Genomic DNA, 582 nt, shown 5'->3' with positions numbered 1-582 from the left:
CGCCCCGGGCGAGCAGCTCGCCGCCGCCGAGGGTCGCCGGCCCGAGCGCGCTGCGCTCCCCCCACGCCTCGGTGTCGCCCGACCATGCGACGTGCGTCGCCCACACCTCGCCGTGCCCGAACCCGAAGCCGGGGGTGCCGGCGACGAGCAGGAACGCGTCGTCGTGCCCGCCGCGACCGTGACGGGACTCGCGCGCATGCACCCCGTGCTCGAGGGGTCGGCGGATCGGTCGCCGCTCCCGCGCCCAGAGTCCGCTGAAGTCGAGCAGCTCGCTCGCCCTGGCGGGCACCGGCAGGATCGTGGCGAGTCGTCCGACGGCGAGCCGGCCCTCCCCGCGATTGGCCACGCGATGCCGGATCCGCAGCACGCCCTCGGGCGTGAGCTCGAGCCGGGATGAGACGGCCACGCGGGCCTCGTCGTCGACGACCTCGAACGTGATCGTTCCGCCCGTGGCATCCGTCGACGCCGTCACCTCGACCGAGTCGGCGTCGAGCCGGAACCGGGGCGCCCGGAGCGCGGCGGCCGCGCGCGCCCCGTCGGCCGCTGCGAGGTCGCGGGCGAACTGCACGCCGGGACGCCCCG

The 582-nt window shown here is 77.3% G+C and carries 1 protein-coding gene; it reads right to left on the bottom strand.

Annotation, left to right across the window (positions count from 1 at the left end; translation table 11 throughout):
- On the bottom strand, positions 1 to 568 hold a 568-nt coding region (locus ESO86_RS18350), incomplete at its 3' end, for a glycoside hydrolase family 36 N-terminal domain-containing protein (protein WP_277985260.1).
- Positions 569 to 582 lie beyond the last annotated feature (14 nt).

The organism is Agromyces binzhouensis (assembly GCF_004135055.1).
GTDB classification, from domain to species: Bacteria; Actinomycetota; Actinomycetes; order Actinomycetales; family Microbacteriaceae; genus Agromyces; species Agromyces binzhouensis.
Note: the sequence above shows the minus strand (reverse complement) of the source record. Positions and strands in the feature narration are given on the sequence as shown.